This is a genomic window from Nocardiopsis tropica (genome assembly GCF_042660575.1).
In the GTDB taxonomy this organism is placed as follows: domain Bacteria; phylum Actinomycetota; class Actinomycetes; order Streptosporangiales; family Streptosporangiaceae; genus Nocardiopsis; species Nocardiopsis tropica.
Genome location: NZ_JBHSUF010000004.1, coordinates 216,863 through 239,758, shown reverse-complemented (window position 1 = coordinate 239,758; position 22,896 = coordinate 216,863). Strand labels below are relative to the sequence as shown.

Sequence of the window (22,896 nt, the reverse complement as noted above, 5' to 3'; positions counted from 1 at the left end):
GAGACCCACGACGACAAAGGAGAACGATCGACGTGAGCAACCCCTTCGACGACGAGGACGGCCGTTTCCTGGTGCTGGTCAACGACGAGGGACAGCACTCCCTGTGGCCCGCCTTCGCCGAGGTGCCCCGGGGGTGGCGGGTGGCCCAGGGCGAGACCTCCCGGGCCGAGGCGCTGGAGTACGTGGAGCGCGAGTGGACCGACCTGCGTCCGGCGAGCCTGATCGCCGCGCAGGAGGGTTGACCGCGCCGGGACGCGCGGAGCCGGTGACCGGGAAGTGTCCCCGGGAGCCGCGTTCCGCGCGTCCCGCCGCGCGTGCCCCGGCCTCCCGGGTCGGTGCTTCGAGGACCTGGTGGAGGATCTTCGAGAAAGCGGAGGACAGCACCAGAGCGGTAGCGGCGGGCCTGTCGTCCAGCGCACGGGTGAGGTCTCCGGTCGACGGGTCGACGAGGGCCCTGCCTCCGGCTGCGGCACCTGCTGCGCAGGCTCGGAGCCACGACCCGACCGCGGGAGCAGTCGGACACCGCTGTGGAAGCGGACCGGTTCCTCGGGTACGTGCTCGGCAGCGGCGGGGCCGTCGACCTGGACCACCACCCCCTCGCCACGTGGGTGGTCACCCGCCCGTTCACGGAGCTGGTGGCGTGGCCGTCCACGGGCGCGGTTCTGCGTGGCTGCGCGAGGCGGCGCCGATCCGCCGACGCGGACCGTCGGGGGCCGGGCAGGACGCGGCCGCGGGGGAGCGCCGCCACAGGGCGGAACGCCTTCCAGTAGGTCTCGCGGAGATAACGCCCCGCGTTGTCGCAGGTGGTGACGTGTGAGCCCCACGCACGTGGGGATGGACCGGGCCTCGCGCCGTCAACGGTGCTGAAGGTGCAGTGAGCCCCACGCACGTCGGCTGTGCAGGCGCGGCAAGAGATGGCCGACCCATGCTGGTACGGCCCGCCTCCAGTGCTGCTCGCAATCATGGCGCAGCAGGACCTGGGCGGTGGCCACGCACACCCGTTCGGCGTCGGTGAGCAGGCGGGGTCGGTTCGCCGAAGGGATCACGCCGTCGTCCAGATGGACGTAGAGTGCTGTCAGAAGGGCGTCAAGGTCAGTCTTCACACACCGATCCTCGACGCCCTTCGTCATGCCCGCAGCAGGTTCAGGGATTTCCCATCAACGATCCAGAGGTCACGAATACATGGGCCTCTGCACCAAGCACACCCTGCGGCAAAGCCTGGGCGAACACTCCACAACTGCCGCTTCGAAGGGCCCGTGTCCGGCTAGGGCTGCACAGGTATCCAACGCGCTCCTCAGCCGTCTACTCCGCACCGGCCCGGCGGAGGCGCCCACGCACGCGACAGCAGGAGGCAACCGTGCCTTACTCCAAGGAACACGCCTTCGGTGAGATCACCGTGGTCTTCTCCACCGGTGAGACCACGAGCCCCGGATCGGACTACTACTGCCTGACCGGCAAGATCCATAAACACCTCATCACCACCTGGCTCAAGTCCACCAACAGCGCCACCGAGGCGGTCAAGTCCGCTGAGAGCTGGCGCAAGATCGAAGACAGCAGCAACGACTACCGTGGCACACCGCCCGCCGGGTACCGGATCTTCTCCGACGTGGCCGACAACGACGATGTCTCCAAGGACCAGGTAGCGTGCGTGAAGGAGAAGATCAACGGTGTCGCCTACGCCGTGCTCGGCGAGAAGTACTACGAGTACTACGGAATGTATGGAGCCGCCGCGCTGCGCACCAAGCGGCCCACCCAGATCATCGAGAAGAACAGCGTGATGGTCGCACCCGACCCCGGCTTCTGGAGCTGCGGGAAGTGGCAGAACAAGGACATCGGGGAAGACCCGGGTGACGTCTACGTCCTCAACCTGCCGGCCACGGCCACCAAGGGCGGAAACCTGGTTCGGCCGGAGATCAAGGACCCCGACAACATCCCCTCCGAGCAGAACCCGGTCATCGACCGCGAAACGGTCGTGCCGTGCGTCGCGGTCAAGGACAAGACCCGCTCAGCGTCCTGGATCGTGCAGAACTCGCCCACCTACACGCTGCGCCGGCGCCGCTCCTACTCCTTCGTGGCCTCCCTGGACCTGCGCGGGGCCAAAGAAGGGGGCAAGATCACCAAGACGGTCGGCTGGGGCATCAGCAAGACCAAGACCGATGCCTACACCGAGAGCGTGGGCGTCACCGTGGGCTTCGAGGCCGGTGTGGAGGTCAAGGGCGTGGGCATCAAGGTCACCGGTTCGGCCACCAAGACCCTGGGCTATGAGCAGTCCTTCTCCAACACCGAGATGTACGAGCAGTCGGTGACGGTCGAGGGAGGCGCCCCGGCAGGCTACGTCACGGCGATGTACGTGGAGAAGCACGTGATCTACGCGGTGCGCAACGACTCCGAGCACTCCTTCTGCTCCGATGACGACCGCAACCCGGTGGCGTTCAACGCCGGGCTGCGCTATACCGTCGTGGACAACAGCCCCAAGTCGCGTTCGGAGATGGACAGCCGGGCCGACGAGGAGGCCATCCGGTCGGTGAGCCACGGCACGGGCCTGGCCGAGGTGCCCGATCCCGACCAGTTGACCGGCGAGCACGCACCCGAGGGTGCCCCGCCGGTACGGGTGCCGCAGCCTTCCACGGAGGAGGTGGTGAGCCCGCAGCCGCGCAGCGTCCATTGACGACCGGCTCGAGCCCTGCTCTGTCACCGAAGGCGGGTGTAGCAGTACAGGCAGGGGCGACCTTGTGAGCCCCACGCACGTGGGGATGGACCGTTCCGCTCGATTGTCTGTAGCGCCCTGTCACAGTGAACCCCACGCAGGTGGGGGATCGTCCCGGGCGGGCGAGGGAACCGACCTGCCCTCGGTCGGGAGCCCGGCCGTCGTTCCCCGCTCGCGGCCGTTCTCGTCGGCGGTCAGGACCCCGGGGACGACGAAGGCGCCGACGAGGATCCGTCGGCGCCCGGAGGGCAGTCGCCCGTCCTAGTGTCCCGCGTGCTCCTCGTCGGTGCTGACGATCAGCGCGTAGGCCTCGGCGAGGTCCTTCACGTCTTCGGCCTCCTCGGACACGGGAGCGAGCTCCACGATCTTCTTGAGGAGTGCTTCGCGTGCCTGGGCCTGGATGTCCTGCGATTCGGTCATGCGCCAACCCTAGACCCGATACCGGACATGTCCGGCCACTTCCCTGCATCCACCGGCAGAGGCCGCCCGGCCGGTGGTCTCCACGCAAGGGGAGACCACCGTGACCGAGCGGCAGGGCCGGGCGCCCGGAGCCGCCGACACCCTCGACGAAGCCGGAGGTCGGACCCCCTGGCCGGCACCGGCCGGGGGTCAGGGGAGGGTGGACGGTCCCGCCGGTGCCGGCACACCGGCGAGACCGAGTATGAGGTCGCGGACCTCGGTGGCCGCGACGCGTTCCCGGGCGGAGCCGGGATCGGTGCACAGCACCAGGGGGCCGTCGTCGGGGTCCCCGTGCGCGCGCCCGTGGGTGCCGCGCACACAGCCCGGGTCGAGCGGGACCACGTTCATGGCGTAGCGCAGACCGGCCTTCTTGCGCACGAGGTTGGCCGCCGCGCGCGCCTTGACGAACGGGTCCGCGGGATCGAGGAAGAGCTCGGCGGGGTCGTAGCCCGGCTTGCGGTGGATGTCCACGCCCCGCGCGAAGTCCGGCGCCGCCCCGTCGTGCAGCCAGTAGTAGTAGGTGAACCAGGCGCCCGGGTCGGCCACGAGGACGAGCTCGCCGGAGCGCTCGTGGTCCAGCCCGTGCTCCGCCTGCCCGTCGCGGTCCAGGACGAGGTCCACCCCCTCCACCCCGGCGAGGAGGCCGGCGACCGCGGACACGTCGCCGGGGTCGCGGACGTACACGTGGGCGCACTGGTGGTCGGCCACCGCGAAGGCGCGCGACTCCCACGGGTCCAGGTACTCCATCCCGTGCTGGGTGTGGACCTCCAGCAGTCCGGCCTCCCGCAGCACCCGGTTGACGTGCACGGGCCTGTTCGCGGGGGTGATGCCGTACTCGCTGAGGACCATCACGGCGGCGCCCGAGCGCTCGGCGTCGTCCAACAGGGGCGCCAGGGCCGCGTCCAGGTCGCCCACCGCCCGACGGGCCTGCTCCGAGCCGGGGCCGTACCGCTGCAGGTCGTAGTCCAGGTGGGGGACATAGCAGAGGGTCAGGTCGGCCCGCGGCATCAGCCTGCGGGTCGCGGCCACGATCCACTCGGTGGAGCGGATCGACGCGGTCGGCCCCCAGTAGTGGAAGAGCGGGAAGGGGCCCAGCTCCGCCGTCAGCTCGTCGTGGAGGGCGGGGGGACGGGTGTAGCAGTCGGGGGACTTGCGCCCGTCGGCGTGGTAGACCGGCCTGGGGGTGACGGTCCAGTCGGTGGTGGCGCCCATGGCGTACCACCAGCACACGTTCGCGGTGCGAAAACCCGGCCGGCGGCGCCGGGCGGTCTCCCACACCTTCTCACCCCGGACCAGGCGGTTGTGCTGGCGCCACAGGTACACCTCGCCCAGGTCCCGGAAGTACCAGCCGTTGCCGACGGCGCCGTGCCCGGCCGGGGTCAGGCCGGTCAGGAACGTGGACTGGACGGTGCAGGTGACGGCGGGCAGGACGGTCTCCAGCGGGGCCTGCCAGCCCTTCTCGGCCATGGCGCGCAGTCGGGGCGCGTGTCGCAGCAGCCGGGGCGTGAGCCCGACCGCGTTGACGACGAGCAGGCGCGGTTCCTCCGTCGGCATGCGGGTGTCCCTTCGTCTCGCGGGGGTCAGAGGACGGTCAGGCCGAGGTCGGTCATGCGGTCGCGGGCCCAGGCCACCTCGGCCGCGATGCCCTCGGTGAGCCCCTTTCCGTCGGTGGGGCGCGACGCCTCGGGCAGCACCGACCAGGTGTAGGTCTCCACCTCCACGTGGTCGGTGCGCGCGCCGCCGGGGCCCAGGAGGCGGCGCAGGGTGTCGGTGAGGTGGTCGGTGGTCCCGCGCAGCGGGGCGGCGGCGGGGGCGTGCAGGGGCACGTGGAAGTGGGTGCGCCAGGGCGCGTCCCCGGGCAGGGGGTCGGCGCCGCCCAGGGCCTCGTGCAGGTCGTCGCGGCCCTCCCGCGCCCCGTCCTCGCCGCGGACGCGCGTCTGGTGCAGGAAGCGGTCCTCGGTGAAGGCGGCGAGGGCCTGGCGGGCGGCCGGGGCGGCGGGGTCGGGGACCTCCACGGCCGCCGACGCCTGGGCCTTGACCACGGGCAGGCCCGCGGCGGAGAGCCTGTCCAGGGCCGCCCCCGGTTCCTCGAAGGCCGTCGCGAGGTGGCAGGTGTCCAGGCACACGCCCAGGTGCGGCGGCGGGTCCGCCAGGAGCCGGGCCGCGTCACGGGTGGACTCGACGACGCACCCGGGCTCGGGTTCCAGCCCCACCCGTACCGGGCGCTCCCGCCGCGCCAGGTCCTCCAGCGCCGCGGAGAGCTCGTCCAGGTGCGCGCGGGCGGTGGCGAGGCGGCCGGGGTCCCACGGCGCGCGCCAGGCCAGGGGGAGGGTGGAGACGCTGCCCCGTACGGCGTCGTCGGGGAGCAGCCGTGCCAGCACCCTGGCGCAGTCCACCGTGTAGTCCAGCCTGGCCCGGTCGGTCCAGTCGGGTCGGTACACGGCGTGCTTGACCACGGGCGCGTGGAACCCGGTGTAGGGGAAGGCGTTGAGGGTCACCGTCTCCAGCCCCGCGGACGCCAGCTCCGCGCGCAGCCGGTCGGTCAGCCCCGGATCCGCCGCCAGCTCTCGGGCCAGCGGGGCGGGCAGCCACAGTCCCAGGCCGAGCCGGTCCGCGCCCAGGGCCTCGCGCACGCCGCCGCCGTGGACGCGGATCTGGCGCAGGACGCCGTCCAGGTCCTCGGCCGGGTGCACGTTGGTGCAGTAGGCGAGGTGGACGACCGTGCCGTCGGGGTGGCGCAGCCTCACGCGGCACCCCCGTCCGCACGCTCGCCGCGCAGGACGGAGTTGCCGGAGTAGGTCGCGGTGCGGTCGGCCCCGGGCACGTCGTCCAGCAGCAGGCGACCGCTGCGTCCGTAGAACTCGACGGGGTTGTCCCACAGGACGCGTTCGACGTCCCGGTCGGTGAAGCCCGCGGCGAGCATGGCCTCGCCGGTGCGCAGGGTGGCGAGCGGGTCGCTGCGGCCCCAGTCGGCGGCCGAGTTGACCACCATCCGTTCCGGGCCCCACTCGGACAGGACGCGGACCATGCGCTCCGGGCTCATCTTGGTGTCGGGGTAGATGGAGAAGCCCAGCGTGCACCCCGAGTCGTGCACCATCGCCACGGTGGCCTCGTTGAGGTGGTCCACGAGCACCCGCTCGGCCGGGATGCCGGACTCGGCGACCAGTTGCAGGGTGCGGCGGGTCCCGGCCACCTTGTCGCGGTGCGGGGTGTGCACCAGGACGGGCAGCCCGAACTCTGCGGCCAGCTCCAGTTGGTGGCGGAAGGCCTTCTCCTCCTCCGAGGTCCGGGAGTCGAAGCCCACCTCCCCGACCGCCACGACGCCGTCCTTGGCCAGGTAGCGGGGGAGGAGGTCCAGCACCCCGTGCAGGCGGGGGTCGTTGGCCTCCTTCGGGTTGAGCGCGATCGCGCAGTGGTGGCGGATCCCGAACCGCTCGGCCCGGAAGCGCTCCCAGCCCACGAGGCCGTCGAAGTAGTCGCGGAAGGAGCTCACCCCGGTCCGGGGCTGGCCCAGCCAGAACGCCGGCTCCACCAGGGCGCGAACCCCTGCCGCGTGCATCGCCTCGTAGTCGTCGGTGGTCCGTGAGGTCATGTGGATGTGCGGGTCGAAGATACGCATCACGCCTCCGTTCGTCGGGTGTCCAGGCGGGCGGCCTGGTCGGGGAAGTGGCGCAGCACGAGGTGGACGTCGGTGGGGACCTCCCGGCCCGCCAGGGCCCGCTCCTCGGCGTGGTCGGCGCACATGCGCGCCAGCTCGGCGTCGGCCCGCTCGGGCACCCCGGCCGCCGACCCCAGCGGCACCTCGGTGAACAGGCACTTGAGGACGCCCTGGCGCCAGGAGTCCGCGTCGAGCAGGGCCGTCGCCGCGCTGGAGGCCGCCGCCGCGATCAGCCGGGTGTCGTTGGTGCGCATCGCGTCGGCCAGCAGTTCGCGCGCCGCGCCGGCCAGCTCCTCCCGGCCGGTGTCGAGCACGTCCAGGCCCCGCAGGACGGCGCGCCGCTCACCCGCGTCACCGTGGTGGTACAGGTCGCGGACCTCCTGGGTGAGCTCCGGCGGGGCCAGGGCCCCGGCCAGCGCCGCCAGCAGCTCCACGCGCACCATGTCCTCCAGGGTCGGCCCGGCCACCCCGTCGGGGTCGCCGGACGGGCCCGGCCCCCGCGCCACGCTCCGGGCAGCAGCGGGGAAGAGCACGGCGATCAGGGCGGGCCGCTCCCGTATCTGCGCGACCCGGGAGGCGAGGGCCTCGCGCGCCTCGGCCGTGTCCAGGAAGGCGTACCGCCCGCTCACGCCTCCGCCCTCCGGGCACGGGAGGCGGCCAGGGCTCGGGAGAGCGCGCGGATCGACCGCTCGGCCACCACGGGGGCGGCGTGCCCGTGGCGGGGCAGCTCCACCGACGCCAGGCCCCGGTAGCCGACCTCCTCCAGGGCGCCCAGGACGCCGGGCAGGTCGATCTCCCCGTCGCCGAACTCCAGGTGCTCGTGGACGTCCGGCCGCATGTCGTCCAGCTGGACGTTGGCGATCAGGGCCCCGGCGCGCCGGACGGCGCCCTCGGGGCCGTCCGGTTCGTTGCACACGCCGTGCCCGACGTCGACGGTCAGCCGCAGGCGCGGCGGGTCGCCGAGCCTGCCGCGCAGCTCCAGCGCGTCGGCCACCCGTTCGGCGAACATGCCGGGCTCGGGCTCGAACGCGCAGTCCACACCGTGGTCGTCGGCGGCGGCCAGGACCCGTTCCACGCCCGAGGTCAGCCGCGACCAGCCCTGCGCCCGGTCCACCCCCGCGGGCAGGACGCCCGACCAGAAGGAGACGGCCTCGGCCCCCAGGTCCTCGGCGATGCGCACGGCGCGGCACAGCAGGTCCACACGCCGCCCGGCGCCCTCGTCGGAGACCAGGGTGGGTTCGTGCTTGCGGCGCGGGTCCATCAGGTAGCGGGCGCCGGTCTCCACGACCACCGCCAGGCCCAGCTCCGACAGCCGCCGGCCGATCCGGGCCGTGCGCGCGAAGGCGTCCGGGGCGAAGGGGTCCAGGTGCGGGTGGTCCAGCGTCAGCCCCACCCCCTCGTAGCCGAGGTCGGCGAGGAGGGCGAGCGCGTCGTCCAGCCGGTGGTCCCGGAAGCCGTTGGTGCCGTATCCGAACCTCAAGTGAACGACACCGCCTCGGACGCCCGCGCCGCCACGGGCGCGCCGAGGACGAGCGCGCACGCGGTGCCCGGCGCGCCGTGCCGGGCCAGCAGGGCCGCCTGGAGCGGGATCATGCCCCGGATCCCCTCACCCGTCGCCGCGCGGGCGTTGTGCGCCTCGGGCTCGACCAGCGCTCTGACCTGGGCGGAGCCCACCCTCACCGCGAAGAGCCCCGCGAGCGCCCCCGCCAGGGCCCTCTCCGGGGTACCGCCCGCCGCACGCCTGCGGGCGGGCCGGGCGGGCGCGGCGGCGAGCGCGGCGGCGGCCAGGGTGCACAGCAGCGACCCCGCCGCGACGGCGGGCCGTGTCCCGTGCACCTCGCCCCGGCTCAGGGCGGTCACCCCGAGCGTGTGGACGGCCAGCGCCAGCGCGGGCCCGGCCGCGTCGGCGGGACGCGCACCCGCGCCCAGCAGCACGTCCAGCCCCCGGGCCGCCGCCATGCCCAGCGGGGCCAGCGGGGTCTGCTTGAGGAGGAGGTCGTAGCCCCACACGGTGGCGGCCAGGGCCGTGGCCACCCCTGCGGCCCGGCGTCCGCCCGCCGCCGCGGCCAGGCCCACGCCCGTGACGGTCAGCCCCGAGGCGACGGCCAGGGCCTCGCCGGGGAGCACGGCCCCGGAGGGGATGGGGCGTTCGGGGCGCTCGACCGCGTCCACCTCCCGGTCGGCGTAGTCGTTGAGGGCCATGCCCGCCCAGTACAGGCAGACCGAGGCCGCGGGCAGCGCCCAGGCCCCGGGTCCGCGCAGGCCCCCCGCCGCCGCGGCGCCGGCCAGGGTGTCGCCGGGAACGCTCAGCGCCGCGGGCAGGCGCACCAGCCTCGCCAGGTCGCGTGCTCTCATTCGGCCTCCTCCACCGGTGCCGCGCACCAGGACGTCAGGGCCCGCCACTGTTCGGCGAGGCCGTGTTCGCGGGTGCCCACGGGGTCCTTGAAGAAGAACGCCAGCTCCGGCAGGGGGCCGCTCCGGCCCTGCCGGTGGGCGTGGGCGGCCAGCCGCGCCAGGTCCAGCACCAGGGGCGCCGCCAGCGCGGAGTCGTAGCCCGACCAGGTGAACTGCAGGGACATCCGCGCCCCCAGGAACCCCTCGAACGAGACGTGGTCCCAGGCGACCTTGGCGTCCCCCAGGTCGGGGACGTAGTCGATGTGCAGGGGCCCGTCCGGCCCGTGGCCGAGCATGTGCTCCAGCCCCCGGGCCTTGGACGCGAGCTTGCTCTCGGCGTTGGCCGGGTCGGCCAGGGTGGCGCCGTCGCCGCCGCCGAGCAGGTTGACCGACGACCACGAGCGCACGTGCAGCGCCCGGGCGGCGAACATCGGCGCGAGCGCGCTCTTGACCAGGGTCTCCCCGGTCTTGCCGTCGGAGCCGGCCCACGGCACGCCCGAGCGGTCGGCGAGCCGCGCCAGGGCGGGCAGCCGGGGTCCGGTGTTGGGCGTGAACTCCACGAACGCGCAGCCCGCGCGCAGGGCCGCGTACGCGTACGCGGAGCTGGCCGGGATCCGCGCGGTCCCGGTGTCCAGGGCCGCCTCCAGCGCGTCGGCGTCGGTGTGTTCGGCGTACGCGCCGGGCCGGGGCTCGGTGCTGGACAGGTCCACCACCACGACGCGTTCGAGCGCCTCACGCTCGGAGAACTCCCGCAGGTCGGCCTCCAGGCGGTCCACGTCCCCGCGCCGGACGCCGCCGCAGACGTCGTCCAGGCCCCGGCGCAGACCGCGCTCGGTCCGGTCCAACCCGTCGGCGAGGGCCGGCGGCAGGTGGGCGGACAGCACCCCCGCACCGGCCAGCCGCTCGGCGCTCTCGCGCAGGCCGGTCTCGGACACGTCGTGGCCGCCGAAGACCAGGTCACCGATCCCGGGCAGGCGCGCCCCGGCGAATTCGGGCCGCTCGGTCACGCACCCCGTCCGCCCGGCGGCGCCGGACCGCACCGCGAGGGCCCCCAGGACGGCGGTGGTCGCCACCGACCCCCGTGCCCCGATCAGCCATACTCCGACTCGCGTCAACGCATGCTCCCTTCTCCGTGCCTTCGAGCGTTCCGGGAACGGTGTGGTCACCGGTCGCCGCTGTCGCCGCCGCCCTCCCCGGGCGCGCCGCCGCCCTCGCCGGGCTGTGCGCCGTCGGGGCCGAGCGCGCCGCTGCCGGGCGCCGCGGGCAGGTACAGGTGGATGTGGCCGTGGCCGGACTCCACACTGACCATGTCCAGCTGGGTGGCCGCCACCGACCAGCCGCGGACCGCCTGGGTGCGCAGGTCCCCGGCCAGCTCCAGCAGCTCCGCCTGCTGCGCGTCCTGCGCGCGCTCCGCGTTGGAGTAGGCCACGACCGCGGAGCCCAGCAGGTCCACGGCGTTGGACAGCCCCGCGTACGCGACGTTGTGGCCGGTGTTCCCGGAGGGGGCGTCCTCGAAGTGCCCGGCCGCGTCGTGGACGGTGGTCAGCCAGGAGTCGATCTCCCCGTCGTCGGGGGCGTCCCCGACGGGGGTGGAACCGTCGGGCGGGACGGCCGCGTCCAGGCTCTCCACCACGGGCACCAGCACCTCGTGCGCGGCTCCGGCGCGCTCGACGAGCTGGTCGACCTGTGCGCGGTCGCGCTCCTGCGCGGAGGCCTGGAGCTCGGCGACGCGCGCCGGGTCGGGGGCGGTGCGGTCGTCCCCGGTGAAGGAGAGGACGAGGACGGCGACCAGGGCGGCGACCACCAGGACGGATCCGGCGGTCAGCCCCCAGGTGAGCTTGGGCGAGGGGGCCTTTGCCGCCTCGCGGTGCGTGTCGGGGGAGGAGCGGTCCTTCTTGGCGGACACCGTGGCACCTTCTTCTCGTCGTACGTGTGGGCCCGGCGCCGCGACGTCGTGGTTCTCGCCGTCGGGGCGCCACCGCGGGGGTGGCGGGGCCGGCCGGAACCGGCCCCGCCGTGGTCAGGGGGCCTTCGGCGGACGCCCGTCCCCCGGGGGAGGGGGCGGCGTCCGCCGGAGGCGTCCCGTCACTCGTCGTCGATGAGGGGACGCAGCCTGTCGGCCAGCTCCAGCAGCTCCTCCCTGGCAGCGTCGTCGGCGACCGCCTCGGCCACCTCGACGAACCGGTTCAGGGCGTGTGCGGCCTGCCCGTTACGGCCGACGTTCAGGTGGTGTTCGGCCAGCTCCAGCTGGGGGATCAGCCGGCGCGCCTCGGACCTGGTCAGCGCGCCGTCGTCCTCTAGGGCGTCGATGCGCTCGTGGACCTCGGCGAACGTGACCGGTTCGACCGCGTCCAGTTCCTGGACCAGGACGTCGCGGAAGAGCACCCGGTCGGCCTCGCCGTGGTTCTGCAACCCGATGTGGCCCGAGGACAGGTCACGTGCCGGGTCGGTGCTCTCGAACTCGTTCACCAGCTCCCCGTTGATCCACACGCGGATCACCGGGTCGGCCACCTCGATCTCCATCTCGTTCCACTCGCCGACCCGCGCGGGGTGGGAGTCGGCCGCCTGGAAGCCGTAGACGGCACCGGTCCGGTGGACCGGGTCGCCGTCGGGCGCGCCGTAGCCGTCGATCTGGATCTCGTAGCCCTCCTCGACGGCGACCCAGGGGTCGTCCCCGGGGTCGGGGAAGCCGACGAAGACACCGGAGTTGTCCGACTCCTCGGAGGCGAGGAAGTCCAGCTTCAGCCGGTAGGACTCCCACTCCGTCTCGTGCCGGAGCAGCCCCATGCCGCCCCGGGTCTCCAGGGCGCAGCCGTCGCCGTCGTCGACGACGTCGAAGCCGCCCGGGCCCGCCATGGTCCACCCGTCGAGCGACGCGCCGTCCCACAGGGGGGTGTAGCCGTCCTCGGCCTCGGGCGGGGCGCACTCCGGCGGCTCGGCGTCGCCCGCCTCGACCGTGACGGTGGCGGTGCCGGAGGCGCCGGTGTTGCCGTCGCCGTCCGTGGCCACGGCGCTGACCTCGTACTCGCCCTCGGCGGCCCCCTGCCAGACTGCCTGGTAGGGGTCCTCGGCCACCGTGGCGACGACCTCGCCGTCCACGAGGAACTCCACCTTCTCGATTCCGGACCCGGAGCGGTCGGCGACCTCGGCGGAGAGGGGGACGTCCTCGCCCTCCTCGAAGACCGCGCCGTCCTGCGGGCTGGTCAGCTCGGTCTGAGGGCCGTGCCCCCCGTGGCCGTCCAGGACCGCCTCGAAGTAGTTGAGGTTGAACAGGCTGTCCTCGGCGGAGGTGTCCTCACCGGTGAAGACCAGGTACAGCGTGAAGGTCTCGCCGGGGTCGGCGACGTCCATGGTCACGTCGGTCCACTCCTGCCAGCCGCCGGTGGAGGGCACGTCGACGCTGCCGAGCAGCTCACCGTCGGGAGCGTTCATGCGTGCCTCGATCGCTCCGCCCGCCCCCGCGGAGGCGACACGGAACTCCATCTGCTCGACCCCGACGAGGTTGGTGGTCTCGTAGGAGGTCCAGTCGCCGTAGCCGATGTGGCTGACGTTGACCAGGCCGCCCTCGGCGTCCTCGGTGGGCTCGGTCCGGACCCCCTGGCTGTCGGTGAAGTACTGGGCCTGCGTCCGTGCGGGCTTGAGCGTGATCCCGTCGCTTCCGGTGAGGGCGGGCGCCCCGTCCCCGCCGGAGTCGGTGTACTCGGCCTGCAACGCCCAGAAGATGTTCATGTCGTGCCCGTGGCCGCCGTCGACCTCGGTGAGGCTGACGTCCTCGCAGCTGTCGTACTGGGTCCACGGGTGGGCGTGCCGGTCGTGGCCGAGCGAGGCCGTGACCGCCACGTCGCCGCAGTCGATGCCCGCGCCGACCGAGCCGTCCTCGGCGTCCTCCACGTCCACGGTGAAGGGGATCTCGTCGCCCCAGTGGAAGTACTGGCCGTCCTGCGGGGCCCGGAAGGAGACGTCGGGCGCGGTGTTGCCCGCGGTGACGGTCGTGGTGGCCGTCCCGGTGCGCCCCTCGGCGTCGGTCGCGGTCAGCACGACCGTGTACTGGCCCGCCTCCTCGAAGGTGTGGGTGGGCGAGACCTCGCCGGAGGTCCCGCCGTCGCCGAACGACCACGCGTACTCCATGGGCAGGCCGCCGGGGTGGTGGGAGCCCTCCGCGGAGAACTCCACCTCCAGCGGGGCCGGTCCCGAGGTCGCGGAGGCGCTGATGTCGGCGACCGGGGTGGTCCCGCCGCCGGTGTAGTCGATGCGCGACAGAGCCGAGTCCGCGGCCCCGCCGAAGTAGCCGGACCCGTACTCCAGCACGTACAGGGAGCCGTCCGGGCCGAACTCCATGTCCATGGGGTTGGCCAGGCTGATGTCGGGGACGGTCTCGGTGATGTCCAGGACGTCGCCGTCGTCGCCCAGGTGCACCTGCTTGATCCAGTCGCGGTCCCACTCGTAGAACAGCGGGATGCCGTCGTAGTACTCGGGCCACTTGGTGTCCGACTCCAGCTCGGGGTCGAACCGGTAGGCCGGACCGCCCATCGGGGCGCCGCCGCCCGTGCCCAGCTGCGGGAACTCCTCCGACTCCTCGTAGCTGTACCAGATCGAGGCGGGCGTGACCGGGGGAAGCTCCTCCAGCCCGGTGTTGCGCGGGGAGTCGTTGACCGGAGCGGCGCAGTCGAACGCCTCCCCGGAGGTCCCCGACGCGAAGTCGTGGTCGACGAACGCGCTGTTGTTACCGATGCAGTAGGGCCAGCCGATGTTGGCGGGCTCGGAGATGGCGTGCCAGGAGACCGTGTTCTGCGGCCCCCGGTCCGGGTCGGGCTCGTTGGCGTCGGGCCCGTAGTCGCCCAGGTAGACGGTCCCGTCCTCCTCGTCCACCGTGAACCGGAACGGGTTGCGCAGGCCCATGGCGTAGATCTCGGGCCGGGTCTGCTCGCCGCTGTACTCCTCCGGCGGGAAGAGGTTGCCCTCGGGGATCTCGTAGCCGCCGTCGTCGGTGGGCGTGATCCGCAGCAGCTTGCCGCGCAGGTCGGCGGTGTTGGCCGAACTGCGCTGGGCGTCGAAGGCGGGGTTGCGCGACTCGCGCTCGTCGATCGGCGTGTAGCCGTCCGACCCGAACGCGCTGGTGTCGTCGCCGGTGGCCAGGTAGAGGTTGCCCTCGGAGTCGAAGTCGATGTGGCCGCCGACGTGGCAGCACATGCCCCGGTCGGTCCCGACCTCCAGCAGGACCTGCTCGCTGTCCAGCTCCAGGGCGGGGGAGTCCCCGTCGGCGAACTGGAAGCGGGAGAGGTTGTTGTGGCCCTCGTAGGGCTCGAAGTCCTCCGGCGAGCCGTCCGCGGGCGCCTCACCCGGCGGGATGCCCTCGATCACGGGCGCGTAGTACAGGTACACCCACCCGTTCTCCTCGAAGTCCGGATCCAGGGCGATGCCCTGTAGCCCGTCCTCGTCGTGGTTGTACACCGGCACCTGGGCGATCAGCTCGGTGGTGTAGGTGTCCGGGGACCACAGCCGCACCTCGCCGTCGCGGGTGATGTGCATGACGCGGCCGTCGGGCAGGACCGCCAGGCCCATGGGCTCGCCCACGGCGCCCTCTCCCTGCGCGAGGGTGACCTTCTCGAAGTTGTCCCACTGCGTGGCGCCGCAGTCGCCCTCGGCGGCCCCGGCCGCCCACCGCAGGCCGCCGAGCAGGTGCTCGGTGAACTCCGGCTCGGAGTAGGACTCGACGGTGTGGCCGCCGCCGGTGTACCAGGACCTGCCGCCGTCGTAGGCCTGGCACCAGGCGATCGGGTGGTCCCATCCCATCTGGCCCCCGGGATCGACCTGGTCCGCGTAGGAGTCCTCGTCGAGTCCGGCCAGGACGTGCACGTCGCCGCGGGGGGACAGGTCGAAGTCGTACCACTCGTCGTGGCGTTCCCAGCTGGCCGGGAGGTGCTCGGTGGAGGGGTGGACCCTGTCGTTGACCACGACCCGGGCGTCCTGCGTGCCCGGCGGGTGGCTGGAGAAGTAGCCGCCGACGAGGTCGCCGTACCACTCCCAGTCGTAGTGGGTGTCGGAGGCGGAGTGGACGCCGACGAAGCCGCCCCCGTCCTGGACGTAGCGCTCGAAGGCGGCCTGCTCGTCCTCGTCGAGCACGTCGCCCGTGGTGGAGAGCCAGATCACCGCGTCGTAGGCGGCCAGGTCCTCGTCGTTGAACACCGAGGAGTCCTCGGTGTGCTCGGTGCTGAAGCCGTGCTCCTCGCCGAGCGCCTCGACGAGCGCGACGCCGTGGGGGATCGAGTCGTGACGGAAGCCGGTGGTCTTGGAGAAGATCAGCGTGGAGAACGCGTCCTCGCCGGTCTCGTCCGCGTGCGCGACCGGTGCGGTCACGGTCAGCGCCATGGTGACGCCGACCGCGAGTGCGCCCAGTGTCAGCAGGGGTCTCTTCTTCATACGGAACCTCACCTGGGGGTGGGAGCGAATCGATGAGTCCGTGCGGCGTGCCGGCGCCGACGGCAGGGGCGGCCCGGCGGTCGCGCGGCCCGGTGGGGGCCGTGTGGCTGTGACCGGTGGGCTGACGGGGAGTTCCTGCTATCAGGTGCGGGAAGCGGGGGTGTGCCGCCTCATCGGCCTCAGCCCATACCGGCTCCTTTCCTCGCAGACCTCGTCGTGGTCGGGCGGCGCGGTGGCCGGGCGTCGGCGACCCGGTCCGCCGGCGCCCCGTCCACGTCGTGGAGGGGGGTTCCGGCGGGTGGTCCCCGCCGGACTCCGCTTGGTGCAGGGGGTACAGCTCTTCGTGACCGGTGAAGGCCATGCCGACGGTCCGGAGACACCACATCACCCGGGTTTGTGATCTGCCTCACCTGGCTGCCTCGAACCGTACGTCGGTCTTATGTCGATCGTCAAGCAGAAGTTGTCAGTGCAGGTCTCAATAGGTAGGGTCCGGACGTCCAATAGAGGCGGCGCTCAGGGAACGGGGACACGCGCGCCCACGCCTTCGTGAACGCGCCCGTGGCACGCCCCGGACCCGGAGTCCACCCGGCGGGCCCGGCCCGCCCCGCTCCTTCGCTCCGAGGGCGGCGGGGTGCCCACCGGCGTCCCCGCGCCGGCGGCGGAACGGAACGACGTGCCCGTACCGGCCTGGACGGAGGAGACGGAGGGGTGGCGGACGGGCGCGAGCGGACCGCGGCCGGGGGACTGGTGCGAGGCGCGCGGCCCCGCCGCCGTGGTCCCGCCGCCGGCTCCGGCGACCGGGACCGGACGGATCCGGGGATCAGGCGGCGGGGACCGTGCGCAGGAAGTCCCGCACGGCCAGGGCGCAGCCCGACGGGTCGTCGCGGTGCACCCAGTGCCCGCATCCCGGCAGCACCCGCAGCCGGGTACCGGGCCGGCGCTCGGCCATCTCACCGGCCTGCTGGGCCGACAGCAGCGGGCTCAGGCCGCCGCGGAGGAGCAGGGCGGGACAGTCCGAGCCCAGCCAGTCGGCCCAGAAGTCCCCGGTGTTGCCTTGCTGGGCCGCCAGCATGTCCCGGTGGTCGAACCGCAGGCGCCAGGTCCCGTCGTGCTCGTAGGCGCTGTCCGTGAAGTACCCGAGCGCGGGCACGCCCTGACGGGTGAGGAACTCCGCCAGCGCCTCCCGGTCCGGAAAGGCCGTCGGCCACGAGGTGGTGTCGAACACCGGGTTCTCGACCTCGGAGGCGTCCGTGACGGCCCCGATGTCCTCCACCACCAGGGCGCGCACCAGCTCGGGGCGGCGTGCCGCCAGCTGGTAGGCGGTCACCCCGCCGAGGGAATGGCCGAGGACGATCGCCGGGCCGGCGCCGAGGTGTTCCAGGAACGCGGCCGCGTCCCCGACGAAGGCGTCGCGGCCGAGGTCGCCGCCGTGCTCGGAGAGCCCGTGGCCGCGCTGGTCGAGGGCGATGACCCGGAAGTCCGGGGCCAGGTACGGCGCGAGGCCGGCGAAGGAGGCGGCGCGGCCGAACGTCCCGTGCAGGGCGATCAGCGGGACGCCGCCCCCGCCGAAGTCGAGGTAGCTGAAGGCGCGCCCGTTCAGGGTGACGGGGGTCTGGGCGATCATGGGGCGTCCGGTTCCTCGGGTCGGGGGCGTACGGTCCCGGTGGCGGTGGAGGGCCTGGTCGGTCCGGCCGGGACCCGGCGCGGCGGCCGGGGCGGAGGCCGCCGCCCCGGCTCTCCACGCTACAGGGCGGTTCCGGGCCGCCGCCGCGTTCCGGAGCCGGTGCGGCCGGGGCGCTGCGCGCACCGGCGCCCCGATCGGCGCGGCCGGGGCGCCGAGGGGGGCCGACGGTTCAGACCGGGCCGCTCGCGACGAGCCGCCTCCGGTACTCGTGCGCCTCGGCCACCAGTGCGTCGAGCGCCTCCCGTCTGCGCACCAGGTCGCCGATCTCCCCGGTGATCCGGGCGCGCTCCAGCTCCATGCGCCGCATCGCGCTGTCGAAGGTCTCCTCGCCGGGCGTCTCGGCGCAGGGCAGCACCTCGGCGATCACCCGGCTGGAGACCCCGGCGGCCAGCAGCCTGCGGATGAACGCCACGCGCTCGACGGCGTCGTCGGTGTAGTGCCGCTGCCCGGCGGCGCTGCGCGTGCTCCTGAGCAGCCCCTGCTCCTCGTAGTAGCGCAGCAGCCGGATGCTCACACCGCTCCGTGCCGCGAGCTCCCCGATCCTCATGGCTTCCCTTGTCGTGACCTGTGACACAGCACTTGCCCCTCACATAGATGTCAGGTTTTAGCGTAGCCACCGTACCCACCCCGCTTCACAGAACGCGAAGGAGTCCTCCCGTGACCGCACTTCTCCAGCCGTACCGGCTCGGCGGCCTGACCCTGCCCAACCGGGTGGTGATGGCCCCGATGAGCCGCGTGCGCGCCGCCGCCGACGGGACGGCGACCCCCTCCATGGCCGCGTACTACGCCCAGCGGGCCACCGCCGGCCTCATCATCGGCGAAGGGGCGCACCCCAACGCGGTCGGCCGGTCCAACCCCGGCACGCCGGGTCTCCACACCGAGGAGGCCGCGGCCTCCTGGAGGCCGGTGACCGACGCGGTCCACGCCAACGGCGGGCGGATCTTCGCCCAGATCATGCACGGCGGCCGGGTCTCGCACCCCGACACCACCGGAACGCGGCCGGTCGGCCCCTCGGCCGTCGCCGCCGTGGGTGACGTGTTCACCCCGGCCGGTCCTCAGCCGGCGCCGGTGCCGCGCGCGCTGGAGACGGAGGAGGTGGCCCCGCAGGCGCACTCCTACGCGGAGGCGGCCCGGCGCGCCGTGCGGGCCGGGTTCGACGGGGTGGAGCTGCACGGGGCCAACGGCTACCTCATCTCGCAGTTCCTCTCCTCGGAGGCCAACCTGCGCACGGACGTCTACGGGGGGTCGGTGGCCAACCGGATCCGGTTCGCCGTCGAGGCGGCGGCCGCGACCGCCGACGCCGTGGGCGCGGACCGGACCGGTGTCCGGCTCTCGCCGGGCTCGGCCTTCTGGGGGGCCTCCGAGACCGACGTGCCCGAGCTCTACGCCGCCCTGCTGCGGGAGCTGGCCCGGCTCGGCGTGGCCTACGTCCACCTGGAGGCCACCGCCCCCGACGAGCTCCTGCTGGACCTGCGCCGTGCCTGGCCCTCGACCCTGATCATGAACCCGTCCGTGCCCATGGGACCCGAGCAGGTCGACCGGGCCGCGGCCGACCGCTGGCTCGGACTGGGAGCCGACCTGATCAGCTTCGGCCGCGCCTTCATCTCCAACCCCGACCTGGTCGAGCGCCTCCGTGCCGGACTGCCCGTCGAGCCGGTCGACGAGGCCGTCTACTACCAGGGCGGCGACCAGGGGTACCTCACCTACCCGGCCTACCGGTACAGCGCGTGATCCGGGCGCCGGCGCGGCGCCGGCCGCCCCCGCCCGGGGCGCGGCCCCGGCCGCCGCGACGCCCTGCGGCGGGCGGGGGCGGGGCCCACCGCGCCGATGTCCGGAAAGGGCGCCCGCAGGGGCCGCCCCCACGGCAGGATGGCCCCATGGTCAAACGTGTGTTCGAGAAGAACTCGGGCCCCGCCGCCCCCTCCCTGAGCGCCCACGTGCTCCTCCTGCGCGGCGGAAAGGTCCTGCTGGCGCGGCGGTCCCCCGACGCGGCCTACGCCCCCGGCCTGTGGCACGCCGGCGCGGCCGGCAAGGTCGACCCGGGCGAGGACGTCGTGTCCGCGGCGGTGCGCGAGTGCGACGAGGAGCTCGGCGTCCGGGTCGACCCCCCGGACCTGGAGTTCGCCCACGTCGTCCACAGCCAGGAGGGCGCGGAGTGGGTCCACTTCTTCTTCGTGTGCAGGCGGTGGGACGGCGCTGTCGCCAACCGCGAACCCCACAAGCACACGGAGGTCGCCTGGTTCCCCGCCCACCGGCTTCCCGAGGGGACGGTCGGCTACTGCGCGCAGGCCCTCGCCCACGCCCTGACCGGCGAACGGTTCTCCCAGCACCGGACCCGCACCCCCTTCCCCGCGCGCCGACCCGGCGGGGCGGAGGAGGCCGTGCTGGGGGACGCCGGGGTGGCGGGCTCCCTCGCCCTGCTCCTGGAGGGCGTCGCCGAGGAGCGGAGGCGCCAGCAGACCCTGTTCGGGGTCCAGCGCCTGTCCCCGGGCACGGGACCCGAGCACGGGGAACAGGCCGGGCGGGCCAGGGCCCGGGTCGACCGCGCCGGTGCCGCACCGACCTGGTGGGACCTGGCCTTCGAGGAGCTGTGCGAGGCGCGCGCCGCCGCGACCGACGAGGAGCTGCGCACCGAGCTCGTCCAGACCTGCGCGGTACTGGTGCAGTGGGCCCAGTCCACGCTCCGCCCCTCCGGGGGGACAGGGGCCTGAGCCCCGGCACCCCGCCCCGTGGTGCGCCTGGCCGGCGGTGAGGACCCCGGGGCGGGAGGGGGGAACGGACATCGCCGCCGGTCCGGCCGATGAGGTGCCCGCCGTCACCGTCCGTCACGTGCACGATCTCGTGCAAGGTGTGCCGGTGCGGGAACGGGGACCCGGAGCCGTTTCCCCGAACACCCGTCACGCGACTACGCACCGTGACAGCATCGGGGTATGAGTGAAACCACACGCACCATCACGCTCCTCCGCCACGGCAAGGCCGAGTGGAACGACGCGGACGACCACGAACGCCCGCTCGCGGAACGGGGGAGGAAGGACGCCCCGGCCGCAGGGAGGTGGCTGGCCGGCTCGGGACTCCTGACCGACCTCGTCCTGTGCTCGACGGCCGCGCGCTGCCGGGAGACCTGGAAGCTCGCCGCCGCCGAACTCGCGCAGCGCCCCAGGACCGTCTACGAGGACCGGCTCTACGAGGCGTCGGTGGGCGAGCTGGTCACCCTGCTCAACGAGGTCGACGACGAGGTCGCGCACCTGCTGGTCGTCGGCCACAACCCGGGCGTGCACGCCCTCGCCGACGCGCTCGCCGGTGAGGCCGAGGGCGACCTGCTCCCCCGGATGAACCGCTCCGGGTTCCCGACGTCCGCGATCGCGGTGCTGAGCTTCACCGGGAGCTGGAAGGGCGTGGAGCACGGCGTCGCGAGGCTGTCCGGCTTCTGGGCCCCGCACGCCTGACGGCCCGGCCCGCCGGGGGCCGGCGGCCGGGCTCCCCGGGACCCCGGCCGTCCGCGCGCCTGCCCGGACCGGGGTTCGGGGGCGGACCCGTCCGGACCGGGGCGGGGAGGCTCAGGAGCCGTCGGCCGGGACCGTCGCGGCGTAGCGGGCGGCGAGGGTGTGGAAGGCCTCCTTCGGCTCCCAGTGGCCGTCGTCGGGGGACAGCCCCGACTCCAGCGGCGGTGGGCGCACGATCCCGAAGCTCGCCATGTCCAGGTCGCGGGCGGGGTCGGGGGAGTAGCGGCAGTCCCCCTCGACGAACATGCACACGAACGCGCCCATCACGTCCTCGGTCTCGTACACGTCCAGCAGTTCGCCGATGACCTCGGCCTGCACGCGTTCGTCCCGGACGTGGCCGCCCGTGACCCGGCGGTCGTCCAGGTCGTCCCAGTCCATGATGTCGCCGCCCGACCCGCCCTGGTACCGCGCCGCCTCGTAGGAGCAGCAGCCGAACTCGGTGACCAGGACCGGTTTGCCCGTCGCCCGCAGCCGCCGCAGCCCCTGCCGGTAGGTGGCGCGGGTCAGGACGTCCAGGTAGTAGTCCACCCCGATGACGTCGAACGGGGTCCAGTCCACGCTCTCCCAGGTTCCCGAGCCGTAGGTGAGCGGTCCGCCGAACCGGGCCCGGGCGGTGGCGGCCAGCTCGCCCAGGAGGCGGTTGAGGCGGTGGTTGAACAGCGGGAACAGCGGGGACAGCAGGCCGAGCGACCTGGTGCGCGCCTCGAAGTCGCGGCCGGGGACGATGCCCCGCGCGAACATGCTGAGCTCGCAGCCCACGTTGACGCCGACCCGCTCCGGGTGCTCTTCGCGCAGCCGCTCGGAGAACTCCGCCGTCCGCGCGAGGCGGGCGACGGCCTCCTGCCGGGCGCCGTCGACCAGCCGGGGCTGGACCCACACGTACAGACCGCGGTCCAGGGCGAGGCGGGCGGCCTCCTCCAGCCGCCCCAGGTCCTCCCCGAAGACGGTCACCGCCGTGCAGTGCAGGTCCTCGCGGATCACCCGCATCTCCTCGTCCACCACGTCGGGACGCCACCGGGGGCGCGAGTGCTGCCCCGGCAGGTAACTGGAGCCGACGTCGTACAGGACGCCCTTCTGCCCGAGCTCGCGACGGGGCCCGGGCACGGCGTCCGGGACGGCAGCGGCGAGGTCGGGGCGCCGGCTCCGGAGCGAGGTCACGGCCCAGACGGCGGCCAGCGCGGGCCCGAACACCAGCAGCGCCTCCCACAGCCCGACCGCCTGGAGCAGGCGCAGGTCGAGCGCGGTGTAGACGAGTCCTCCGGCGGCCAGGGCCGTGCGTGTCGCGAGCACCGTCCACACCTCGCCGGTGGTCATGCGCAGGACCCCGGTGAACACCCCCAGGAGGAACAGGTGGACCGCGTTCGCGTACGCGCCGGCGACCAGCGCGGCCGACACGGCGAACAGCGCGGCCTGGAGCAGGAGGGCCGCCCAGGGGGAGAAGCGCTCGCCCAGGACCTTCTGCGCGTAGCCGCGGAACACCAGTTCCTCGGGCAGCAGCTGTGCCAGCACGAGCAGCGGGAGCACGACGGCCAGGGCCGGGGCGGCGCCGACCGCGGCGCCGGGGTCGACGGAGGCCGCGCCCACCGCCACCGCGGCCACCAGGAACAGCGCGGTGGCGAGCAGCGTCGTCACCAGGGCGGCCAGGGGCATGGCCCAGCCCCTCGGGTACCGGCCCAGACCGAACGCGGCCAGGGGGCGGCGGTCCAGGAAGCGGGCGGCGGCCCACACCAGGGGCACGGTCCCGGCCACGGTGAAGGCGGCGCGCACGGCCAGGGCGAGCGGTGCCTCCGCGGAGGCACCCGGGCCCGGGAACAGGACGGTGGAGGCGGCGGCGAGGGCCCCGATCCCGGTCGCGGCCGCCGCGACGACGGCCGTCCGCAGCAGGGGCGCCGCCCGCGGCGGGGGCGCCGGCGGGGCGGAGGCCGGCGGGGAGAGGTCCGCACCCCGCTCCGCCGGGGGCTCCTGCCCGGGCCGGGATTCCCGCGCCGGCGGGGGTGTCTGTTCGGGCATGGGGGCCTCCCCGAGATAAACTCCGTACACTGTTCGACTCATCGAACAGTGTACGGAGTTC

Annotated in this window: 19 protein-coding genes and 1 pseudogene; 6 read left to right on the top strand and 14 right to left on the bottom strand. The window is 73.9% G+C overall.

What is annotated here, in order from left to right:
• The first annotated feature begins 32 nt into the window (after positions 1–32).
• On the top strand, positions 33–242 hold the full coding sequence (locus ACFQBR_RS08610; protein WP_267949778.1) for an MbtH family protein: 210 nt from the start codon (positions 33–35) through the stop codon (positions 240–242).
• Positions 243–527: 285 nt separating this feature from the next.
• On the top strand, positions 528–770 hold the full coding sequence (locus ACFQBR_RS08605) for a hypothetical protein (RefSeq protein WP_344177274.1): 243 nt from the start codon (positions 528–530) through the stop codon (positions 768–770).
• 129 nt (positions 771–899) lie between these two features.
• On the opposite strand, the pseudogene ACFQBR_RS08600 reads toward ACFQBR_RS08605, so the two are convergent.
• Positions 900–1,103 (bottom strand): annotated as a pseudogene (locus ACFQBR_RS08600) (hypothetical protein); the annotation flags it as partial.
• Between the two features lie 254 nt (positions 1,104–1,357).
• Between ACFQBR_RS08600 and ACFQBR_RS08595 the strand changes: the two are divergent.
• Positions 1,358–2,668: a hypothetical protein gene (locus ACFQBR_RS08595; protein WP_344177269.1), complete on the top strand. Its 1,311-nt coding sequence runs from the start codon at positions 1,358–1,360 to the stop codon at positions 2,666–2,668.
• A 300-nt stretch (positions 2,669–2,968) separates the two neighbouring features.
• Here ACFQBR_RS08595 and ACFQBR_RS08590 read toward each other — a convergent pair whose 3' ends face one another.
• The 12 genes from ACFQBR_RS08590 to ACFQBR_RS08535 all read right to left on the bottom strand — a co-directional run bounded on the left by ACFQBR_RS08590 (position 2,969) and on the right by ACFQBR_RS08535 (position 17,869).
• Complete coding sequence (locus ACFQBR_RS08590) at positions 2,969–3,127, bottom strand: hypothetical protein (protein ID WP_267949780.1); 159 nt, start codon at positions 3,125–3,127, stop codon at positions 2,969–2,971.
• 189 nt (positions 3,128–3,316) lie between these two features.
• Positions 3,317–4,720 carry a nucleotide pyrophosphatase/phosphodiesterase family protein gene (locus ACFQBR_RS08585; RefSeq protein WP_344177265.1) on the bottom strand — a complete coding sequence of 468 codons (1,404 nt, stop codon included), beginning with the start codon at positions 4,718–4,720 and terminating at the stop codon, positions 3,317–3,319.
• Between the two features lie 26 nt (positions 4,721–4,746).
• Entirely contained in the window at positions 4,747–5,913 is a 1,167-nt protein-coding gene (gene eboE / locus ACFQBR_RS08580) for a metabolite traffic protein EboE (protein ID WP_344177262.1), read from the bottom strand.
• Positions 5,910–6,785 carry a TatD family hydrolase gene (locus ACFQBR_RS08575; RefSeq protein ID WP_267949783.1) on the bottom strand — a complete coding sequence of 292 codons (876 nt, stop codon included), beginning with the start codon at positions 6,783–6,785 and terminating at the stop codon, positions 5,910–5,912. The genes eboE and ACFQBR_RS08575 overlap by 4 nt, the downstream gene beginning before the upstream one ends.
• Positions 6,785–7,453: an EboA domain-containing protein gene (locus ACFQBR_RS08570; RefSeq protein ID WP_344177259.1), complete on the bottom strand. Its 669-nt coding sequence runs from the start codon at positions 7,451–7,453 to the stop codon at positions 6,785–6,787. The genes ACFQBR_RS08575 and ACFQBR_RS08570 overlap by 1 nt, the downstream gene beginning before the upstream one ends.
• Entirely contained in the window at positions 7,450–8,304 is an 855-nt protein-coding gene (locus tag ACFQBR_RS08565; protein ID WP_344177256.1) for a sugar phosphate isomerase/epimerase family protein, read from the bottom strand. The genes ACFQBR_RS08570 and ACFQBR_RS08565 overlap by 4 nt, the downstream gene beginning before the upstream one ends.
• Positions 8,301–9,179 carry an SCO3242 family prenyltransferase gene (locus ACFQBR_RS08560; RefSeq protein WP_352982724.1) on the bottom strand — a complete coding sequence of 293 codons (879 nt, stop codon included), beginning with the start codon at positions 9,177–9,179 and terminating at the stop codon, positions 8,301–8,303. The genes ACFQBR_RS08565 and ACFQBR_RS08560 overlap by 4 nt, the downstream gene beginning before the upstream one ends.
• Positions 9,176–10,333 (bottom strand): inositol-3-phosphate synthase, encoded by a 1,158-nt coding sequence (locus tag ACFQBR_RS08555; protein WP_344177252.1) that lies wholly within the window; start codon positions 10,331–10,333, stop codon positions 9,176–9,178. Before ACFQBR_RS08555 ends, ACFQBR_RS08560 begins: the two co-directional genes overlap by 4 nt.
• A gap of 47 nt (positions 10,334–10,380) precedes the next feature.
• Entirely contained in the window at positions 10,381–11,124 is a 744-nt protein-coding gene (locus ACFQBR_RS08550; protein ID WP_344177250.1) for a hypothetical protein, read from the bottom strand.
• A gap of 179 nt (positions 11,125–11,303) precedes the next feature.
• Positions 11,304–15,638, bottom strand: coding sequence for a ThuA domain-containing protein (locus ACFQBR_RS08545; RefSeq protein ID WP_344177248.1), 4,335 nt, complete (start codon positions 15,636–15,638; stop codon positions 11,304–11,306).
• 820 nt (positions 15,639–16,458) lie between these two features.
• Positions 16,459–17,262, bottom strand: a complete 804-nt coding sequence (locus ACFQBR_RS08540; protein ID WP_344177245.1) for an alpha/beta fold hydrolase — start codon at positions 17,260–17,262, stop codon at positions 16,459–16,461.
• Between the two features lie 229 nt (positions 17,263–17,491).
• Complete coding sequence (locus ACFQBR_RS08535) at positions 17,492–17,869, bottom strand: MerR family transcriptional regulator (RefSeq protein ID WP_267949791.1); 378 nt, start codon at positions 17,867–17,869, stop codon at positions 17,492–17,494.
• A 110-nt stretch (positions 17,870–17,979) separates the two neighbouring features.
• Between ACFQBR_RS08535 and ACFQBR_RS08530 the strand changes: the two genes are divergently transcribed.
• From ACFQBR_RS08530 to ACFQBR_RS08520, 3 genes are all read left to right on the top strand, one after another.
• Entirely contained in the window at positions 17,980–19,053 is a 1,074-nt protein-coding gene (locus ACFQBR_RS08530) for an alkene reductase (RefSeq protein WP_267949792.1), read from the top strand.
• A 146-nt stretch (positions 19,054–19,199) separates the two neighbouring features.
• Positions 19,200–20,033 carry an NUDIX hydrolase gene (locus ACFQBR_RS08525; RefSeq protein ID WP_344183768.1) on the top strand — a complete coding sequence of 278 codons (834 nt, stop codon included), beginning with the start codon at positions 19,200–19,202 and terminating at the stop codon, positions 20,031–20,033.
• A gap of 219 nt (positions 20,034–20,252) precedes the next feature.
• A complete protein-coding gene (locus tag ACFQBR_RS08520) occupies positions 20,253–20,768 on the top strand; it encodes a SixA phosphatase family protein (protein WP_344183766.1) in 516 nt (171 codons plus the stop codon).
• Positions 20,769–20,879: 111 nt separating this feature from the next.
• On the opposite strand, the gene ACFQBR_RS08515 is transcribed toward ACFQBR_RS08520, so the two are convergent.
• Positions 20,880–22,835 carry a CPBP family glutamic-type intramembrane protease gene (locus tag ACFQBR_RS08515; protein ID WP_344183764.1) on the bottom strand — a complete coding sequence of 652 codons (1,956 nt, stop codon included), beginning with the start codon at positions 22,833–22,835 and terminating at the stop codon, positions 20,880–20,882.
• Between the last annotated feature and the right edge of the window lie 61 nt (positions 22,836–22,896).

What these genes read in the sequence shown, in the direction of transcription:
- ACFQBR_RS08590 (WP_267949780.1), bottom strand. Translation starts at nt 3,127, where the DNA reads ATGACCGAATCGCAGGACATCCAGGCCCAGGCACGCGAAGCACTCCTC.
- ACFQBR_RS08585 (WP_344177265.1), bottom strand. Translation starts at nt 4,720, where the DNA reads ATGCCGACGGAGGAACCGCGCCTGCTCGTCGTCAACGCGGTCGGGCTC.
- ACFQBR_RS08575 (WP_267949783.1), bottom strand. Translation starts at nt 6,785, where the DNA reads ATGCGTATCTTCGACCCGCACATCCACATGACCTCACGGACCACCGAC.
- ACFQBR_RS08560 (WP_352982724.1), bottom strand. Translation starts at nt 9,179, where the DNA reads ATGAGAGCACGCGACCTGGCGAGGCTGGTGCGCCTGCCCGCGGCGCTG.
- ACFQBR_RS08545 (WP_344177248.1), bottom strand. Translation starts at nt 15,638, where the DNA reads ATGAAGAAGAGACCCCTGCTGACACTGGGCGCACTCGCGGTCGGCGTC.
- ACFQBR_RS08540 (WP_344177245.1), bottom strand. Translation starts at nt 17,262, where the DNA reads ATGATCGCCCAGACCCCCGTCACCCTGAACGGGCGCGCCTTCAGCTAC.
- ACFQBR_RS08535 (WP_267949791.1), bottom strand. Translation starts at nt 17,869, where the DNA reads ATGAGGATCGGGGAGCTCGCGGCACGGAGCGGTGTGAGCATCCGGCTG.
- ACFQBR_RS08525 (WP_344183768.1), top strand. Translation starts at nt 19,200, where the DNA reads ATGGTCAAACGTGTGTTCGAGAAGAACTCGGGCCCCGCCGCCCCCTCC.
- ACFQBR_RS08520 (WP_344183766.1), top strand. Translation starts at nt 20,253, where the DNA reads ATGAGTGAAACCACACGCACCATCACGCTCCTCCGCCACGGCAAGGCC.
- ACFQBR_RS08515 (WP_344183764.1), bottom strand. Translation starts at nt 22,835, where the DNA reads ATGCCCGAACAGACACCCCCGCCGGCGCGGGAATCCCGGCCCGGGCAG.